At 72.0% G+C, this 6,184-nt stretch carries 5 protein-coding genes; 3 read left to right on the top strand and 2 right to left on the bottom strand.

Annotated elements, in window-relative coordinates; genetic code table 11:
* Window positions 1-114: 114 nt before the first annotated feature.
* Window positions 115-972, bottom strand: a complete 858-nt coding sequence (locus tag AB0B86_RS24990) for an SPFH domain-containing protein (RefSeq protein ID WP_357419892.1) — start codon at window positions 970-972, stop codon at window positions 115-117.
* A 264-nt stretch (window positions 973-1,236) separates the two neighbouring features.
* Here AB0B86_RS24990 and AB0B86_RS24985 point away from each other — a divergent pair, with 264 nt between their 5' ends.
* The 3 genes from AB0B86_RS24985 to AB0B86_RS24975 all read left to right on the top strand — a co-directional run bounded on the left by AB0B86_RS24985 (window position 1,237) and on the right by AB0B86_RS24975 (window position 4,178).
* Complete coding sequence (locus AB0B86_RS24985) at window positions 1,237-1,908, top strand: transcriptional regulator (RefSeq protein ID WP_357419891.1); 672 nt, start codon at window positions 1,237-1,239, stop codon at window positions 1,906-1,908.
* An 81-nt stretch (window positions 1,909-1,989) separates the two neighbouring features.
* Window positions 1,990-3,558 (top strand): MFS transporter, encoded by a 1,569-nt coding sequence (locus AB0B86_RS24980; protein ID WP_357413241.1) that lies wholly within the window; start codon window positions 1,990-1,992, stop codon window positions 3,556-3,558.
* Between the two features lie 11 nt (window positions 3,559-3,569).
* Window positions 3,570-4,178 (top strand): TetR/AcrR family transcriptional regulator, encoded by a 609-nt coding sequence (locus AB0B86_RS24975; protein WP_357413194.1) that lies wholly within the window; start codon window positions 3,570-3,572, stop codon window positions 4,176-4,178.
* A gap of 74 nt (window positions 4,179-4,252) precedes the next feature.
* Here AB0B86_RS24975 and AB0B86_RS24970 read toward each other — a convergent pair whose 3' ends face one another.
* On the bottom strand, window positions 4,253-6,172 hold the full coding sequence (locus tag AB0B86_RS24970) for a helix-turn-helix domain-containing protein (RefSeq protein ID WP_357419890.1): 1,920 nt from the start codon (window positions 6,170-6,172) through the stop codon (window positions 4,253-4,255).
* Between the last annotated feature and the right edge of the window lie 12 nt (window positions 6,173-6,184).

The following is a 6,184-nucleotide window of genomic DNA, read 5'->3' as shown; positions in this document are numbered from 1 at the left end:
CCGCCGAGGTGCCCACGGTGACCGCGGCGCGGCTCGGATCGACGCAACCCGAGCCGACGTTCGACGCCCCACCGTCGCCCACCGGTGGTGACCACGGGTGGGCCGGCGTCTGGCTCACTTGCCGGTGACGATGCCCGGGTTGATGCACAGACCCGGGTTGGCGCCGTTCTTCTCGGCGATCTCCAGGCAGCGGGTCACCTTGTCAACCTTGGCGTTGGTCTCGGTGATCTGCTTGGAGATCTCGGCGTTCTTGCGGTCCTGCTCCAGGTTGCGGGTCTGGGCCAGCTTGTCCTGGAACGCCTTGATGTTGCCCTCGGTCTTGTCGTCGTGGTTGACCCGGGTGATGGTCACCGAGAGGATGTCCACGTCGGTGGTGAGCCGGGTCTCCGCGCTGGACTTGATGTTCGCCGCGAACGGCTTCAGGTCGACGTTGAGGTCGCCGGTCTGAGCGTCGATCTTCTCGAGGGGGTTGTACGCGGCGAAGGCGTCGTTCACCGCGCTGTCCAGCTGCACTCCCACCCGCTGGCCCCGGAAGCTGTCGAAGTCGCCCTTGTAGTCCATGAACTGCTTCGGCGCGTTCTCCGGCTTGACCTGCCACTCGATGAGGACCTCGACGCAGGCGTCGGCGAGCGTGCCGGTGCGGACCCGGACGCAGTTGTTGCCGCCGATGTGGTCGTACTTCTGCCGGCCGGCGTCCCACTCGCCGACCTTCTGCCAGGGCGCCACCCACTTGAGGCCGGAACCGGTCACCTCGCCGGTGGGCTTGCCGAAGCTGGTCACGATGCCGACCGAGCGGATGGGCACCGAGTGGGCGCTGGAGCCGATCCCGACAAGCAGGGTGAGGGCCAGGAAACCGAGCGCGGCGAGAGCGGCGACCCGCTTCAGCTGTCGCGCGGGCGTGACGAGGGCCAGGACGGCGCTTAACGCCAGGGCGGCGGCGAAGACGATCGCCATGGTGAAGCCGACAGGCATGGGGTGGGACCTTCCGCGGGGCTGTGTGGATCATCAATCTAGGAGGTCCGGTCAAGGTCGCGGCGCCGGGGCTCTCGGCGGCACCGCCCGTGGATGCGGTGCCGGCGGGGCGTCGGCGGCGTCGCGGCCCACCGGCTGGCGGGGCATCGGCGGCGTCGCGGCCCACCGGCTGGGGCCGGCCGGTGGTAAATCTCGCGCCGGCGCATCCGCCGCGTGTCGTTCCAGCGAACCCCGGGTAGGGAATGTCTATCCGGGGGTGCGTGTGTGCTGACCGAGCCGATGCCGGCGGAGACCGTGGAGATCGCGCGCAAGCAGGTCTCGCTGGCTGCCGATGACCTGGACGGCAACGCCGTCGCCACGTTGGTGCTGGAGTTGGCCGAGACCTGGGGCGTGCCGGCGCTCTGGGAACAGGTCTGCCGTCCGCTGCTGGCCGGGCTGTCGGGGCGTACCGCCGCCGAGGTAGCCGTGGAGCACGCCCTCTGCGAGGGTGTCCGGGTCGGGGTGGACGTGTACCGCAGGGAGCCGGGCCGGTCCCTGCCCACCGACGGGGTGCTGCTGGCCGGCGCCGAGCAGGAGGCGCACTGCCTCGGGCTGCACGCGCTCGCCGCCGCACTGCGCGAGCAGGGCCGCGGCTGCCTGCACCTGGGTCCCGCGCTGCCCTGGTCGGCGCTCGCCAGTGCGGTGTACCGGGCCAGCCCGCAGACCGTCGTGCTCTGGTCGCAGACGCCGGTCACCGCCCGCGCGTACCGCCTGGTGCGCTTCGCCCGGGACTTTCCAGGCTTGCGGGTGTACGGCGCGGGGCCGGGTTGGATCGAGCCACTGGGCGCGCCGGTGGGGTATCTCGGCTCGCTGCCGACCGCTGTCGCCGCCTGTCTTTCCGGCGCTCCGCGGCGTGACGCCCACCACATACGATACGGATCGGTGTCGTATCGTTAATGCGCGCCGTACGCTGATCCGCGTTACGAGTCTGACCCGTATCGTATTGCGCGCGGGGAAAGCATGGGGGGAAAACCAGGCATGGAGCTGCACAACAACACCGGTCACCCGAGGAGGTGGGCGATCCTGGGGGTGCTGGTGATCAGCCTCCTCGTGGTCGTCCTCGACAACACGATCCTGAACGTCGCCCTGCGCACCCTGGCCGACCCGGTGCACGGCCTCGGCGCCAGCCAGGGCGAGCTGGAGTGGTCGATCAACTCCTACACGCTTGTCTTCGCCGGGCTGCTGTTCACCTTCGGTGTGCTCGGTGACCGCGCCGGCCGCAAGCGCTTCCTGATGGTCGGTCTGGTGCTGTTCGGCCTGGCGTCGTTGCTCTCCGCGTACGCCGACAGCCCGGCCCAGCTCATCGCCGCTCGCGCCCTGATGGGGGTCGGCGGCGCGGCCATCATGCCGGTGACGCTCTCGATCATCTCCAACGTCTTCGACCCGCGTGAGCGTGGTCGGGCCATCGGTGTCTGGGCCGGAGCCGTCGGTCTCGCCGTGGCCATCGGCCCGATCCTCGGCGGCGCGCTGCTCGAGCACTTCTGGTGGGGTTCGGTCTTCCTGATCAACGTGCCGGTGGTCGTCGCCGGCGTGGTGCTGGTGGGGCTGCTGGTCCCGGAGTCGCGTGACCCGCGGCCGGGCCGGGTCGACGTGCTCGGCGTGCTGCTCTCCGTGGTCGGTCTGGTCGCCCTCTCCTACGGCATCATCGACGGCGGCGAGCACGGCTTCGACCGCCCGATGGCCTGGGGTTCGATAGTGCTCGGCGTCGCGGTGCTCGGCTGGTTCGTGCAGCACGAGCGGCGCAGCGACCACCCGTCGCTGGACGTCCGGCTGTTCAAGGTGCCCCACTTCGCCGCGCCGGTCGCCATCGTCGGCCTGGTGTTCTTCGCCGCGATGGGCTCGATGTTCTTCGGCTCGTTCTACCTGCAACTCGTGCGTGACTACAGCCCGCTGCAGACCGGTCTGCTCTTCCTGCCCTTCGCCGGCGCCCAGCTGGTCTTCGCCCCGCGCAGCGCCGCGATGGTCCGCCGCTACGGCGGTAAGGCCGTCGCCACCGTCGGGCTGGCGTTGACAGTGGTGTCCCTCGGCGCCTTCGTCTTCATCGGCGCCTCCACCCCGATCTGGATCGTGCTGCTCGTCTTCCTCATCCAGGGCGCCGGAATGGCGAACATCATGCCGCCCGCCACCGAGTCGATCATGTCGGCGCTGCCCCGGGAGAAGGCCGGCGTCGGTTCCGCGGTCAGCAACACCATCCGCCAGGTGGCCGGCGCGCTCGGCGTGGCGGTCCTCGGCTCGGTGCTCTCCGCGGTCTACCGCAGCGACATCGGCGACGCGCTTACCGGCCTGCCCACCCAGGCCCGCGACGCGGCCAACGAGTCGATCTCCGGGGCGTACGCGGCGGCGGGCCAGCTCGGCCCGGCGGCGCCGACGCTGATCTCGGCGGCCAACGACGCCTTCGTCACCGCCATGCACTGGGCGGCCGGGCTCTCCGCGGTGATCGCCGCGCTCGGGATCATCGTGGTGCTGCGCTGGATGCCGGGTCGGGACGAGACCAACCTCGCCCCGGCGGCCCCGGTCGCCGAGCCCGAGTTGGCCGGCACGGCATAGGTCCGGGAAGAATGTCGGACATGATGTCCACCGCTGATGCTCCGCGGTCGCCCGGGCGACCGCGGAGCATCCGTGCCGACGAAGCGATCATCGAGGCCACCCTCGATCTGCTCGCCGAAGGCAGCACCATCGAGGCCCTCTCGATCGAGGCGATCGCGGCCCGTGCCGGGGTCGGCAAAGCCACCATCTACCGCCGTTGGGCCGGCAAGGACGCGTTGCTGCTCGACGCGCTGCGCCGGCTCAAGGGCGTCCTGGCGCAGCCGGCCGGGCACTCCGTCCGCGACGATCTGGTGCTGCTCGTCGGCGCGATCGGCAAGAACGTCGACCCGCGAGCCGAAAAGATCATGCCGTGCCTGGCGTCCGCCGTGAACCGGAGCACCGACCAGTTCCAGCTCTACCAGAACATCATCTCGCCCCGACGGAAGTTGATGCGCGAGGTGCTGCGACGCGGCATCGACGAGGGGGTGCTCCGCGCCGACATCGACGTGGAGGTGACGATGGCGCTGCTCACCGGGCCGATGCTGATCCAACGGGTGCTGCAGTGGAATCCGGACCTGGACGAGCAGGCCCTGCCCGAGCGGGTCGTCGACGCCGTACTGGAGGGCATCCGCGCCCGCTGACCGCGTACACGCCGGGGCCGGGTGTGCCGGGGTCCGGCCGGGCACGCCGGGCCCGAGGTTCGGCCCGGCGTCGGTCAGCCGGCCGGGGCGCGCAACCGGTGCAGACGCAGCGCGAGCTGCACCTCCAACGCCCGATCGGGCCGTTGCCAGTCGGCGCCGAGCAGCTGTCCCACCCGCTCCAGCCGCTGGGTCACCGTGTTGACGTGCACGTGCAGTTGCTCGGCGGCCCGGGCCAGGCTGCCACCCACCCCGAAGTACGCCTCCAGCGTCTTCACCAGCGCCGTGCCCCGCCGGGCGTCGTAGTCGACAACCGGCCCGACGGTGGCGCTGAGGAACTGGGTCACGTCCTTCTCGCCCCGGTCACCGACGGTCCCCAGCAGCAACCCGACGAAGCCCAACTCCACGGTGCTCGCCCCCTGACCGGCGCGGCCCAGCGCGCCCAGCGCGGTAAGGCACCGGTCCGCCTCGTGGAACGTGGCGGCCAGCGCCGCCGGCCCGGTCGACGGGCCACTCGCACCGGCGGTCACCGGTCGGCCGGTCACCCGGGACAGATCCCGGGCGACCGCGCGAGCGCTGCCGCCCGCGTCCAGCCCGGGCAGCATCAGCACCACCCGACCGTCGCGCGCGGCGGCCAGTCCACCGCGCGCCGAGGCGTACGTGGTGGCCCAGGAGAGCACCCGCTGGCGGGCCGAGCCGGTCGCCGCGATCGCGTCGTCGCCCACCGCCACCAGCACGTGCGGCGCGTCCAGGTCCACCCCGAGCCGGCGGCCACGGCTGCGCAACGCGTCGGTGTCCCGCAGCGGCCGGGCGATCAGGTCGTCAAGCAGCTCACCCCGGACCCGCCCCTCCGCCTCGGCGACCGTCTGGCGGAACAGCAGCAGCAGCGCTGTCACCAGCGCGGCCCGCTCCAGGATGCGCTGGTCGGCGTCGACCAACTCGTCGTCCGGACGCAGCACGAGCGCACCCAGGTTCTCCGCGCCCGCCACCACCGCCGCGTACCAGAGTGGGCCGCGGCGCACGCTGCGCCCCTCGGTGCGCGACGCCGCCACCGCCTCGACGATGTCCACCCGGTCCGGCTCGTCGATCTCACCAACCCGGGCCAGCAGGCGGCCCTCGGCGTCCAACGCCAGCAGCGCGCCGCCAAGTACCTCGGTCACCGCCGCCGCCACGTCCTCCACCCCGCCGCCGCGCAGCACCAGCGCCGTCATCCGGTCGTGTGCCGCAGCGGCCCGCTCCACCGAGCTGCTGTGCGCCCGGATTGTGGTGTTCGCCGCCGACAGTTCGGCCAACGCCGCGCGGGTCTCGGTGAGCAGCCGGGCGGTGTCGATCGCCACCGCGGCGTGCGCGGCGAGCGAGACAAGCAGTGCCACCTCCTCCCGGACGAACGGCCGCGCCGAACGGTTCGCCGCGTAGAGCACACCGATCGAGGTGGAGCCGAGCCGCAACGGCACCCCGAGGATCGCGACGAGGCCCTCCTCACCGACCCCGGCGTCGATCTCCCCGGTGTGGTGGAAGCGCGCGTCCTCGCCGTAGTTCGCTGTGACGTACGGTGCGCCGGACTGGGCCACCAGGCCACCGAGGCCGGCGCCCATCGGCAGCCGCAGCCGCTGGAAGCGGGCCGAGACCGACCCGTCGGTCACCCGCATGTAGGTGTCGCCGCGCTCGTCGTCGTTGAGCGTCATGTACGCCACGTCCGCGCCGAGCAGGTTGCGGGCCCGGTGCACGATCGCCCGCAGCACGTCGTCCAGGTCGCGCAGCCCGGCCAGATCGCTGACCGTGTCGTACAGACCGGACAGCTCGACCTCGCGGCGGCGGCGGCGTTCCAGCAGCGCGCGGACCCGCAGCGCCACCGTCTTGGCCTGCTCCAGCTCGGCCAACCGGTCGGCGGGCACCCCGGCGGCACGCGCGGCCACCAGCGGCCCCTCGAACTCCACCGCCGCGGCCTCACGGGCGAGCAGTTCCAGGAACTCCACAGGCGACGACATGGTCGACATTGTGCTCAGCCC

This window comes from Micromonospora sp. NPDC049047 (genome assembly GCF_040649135.1).
GTDB lineage: Bacteria > Actinomycetota > Actinomycetes > Mycobacteriales > Micromonosporaceae > Micromonospora.
Note: the sequence above shows the minus strand (reverse complement) of the source record. Positions and strands in the feature narration are given on the sequence as shown.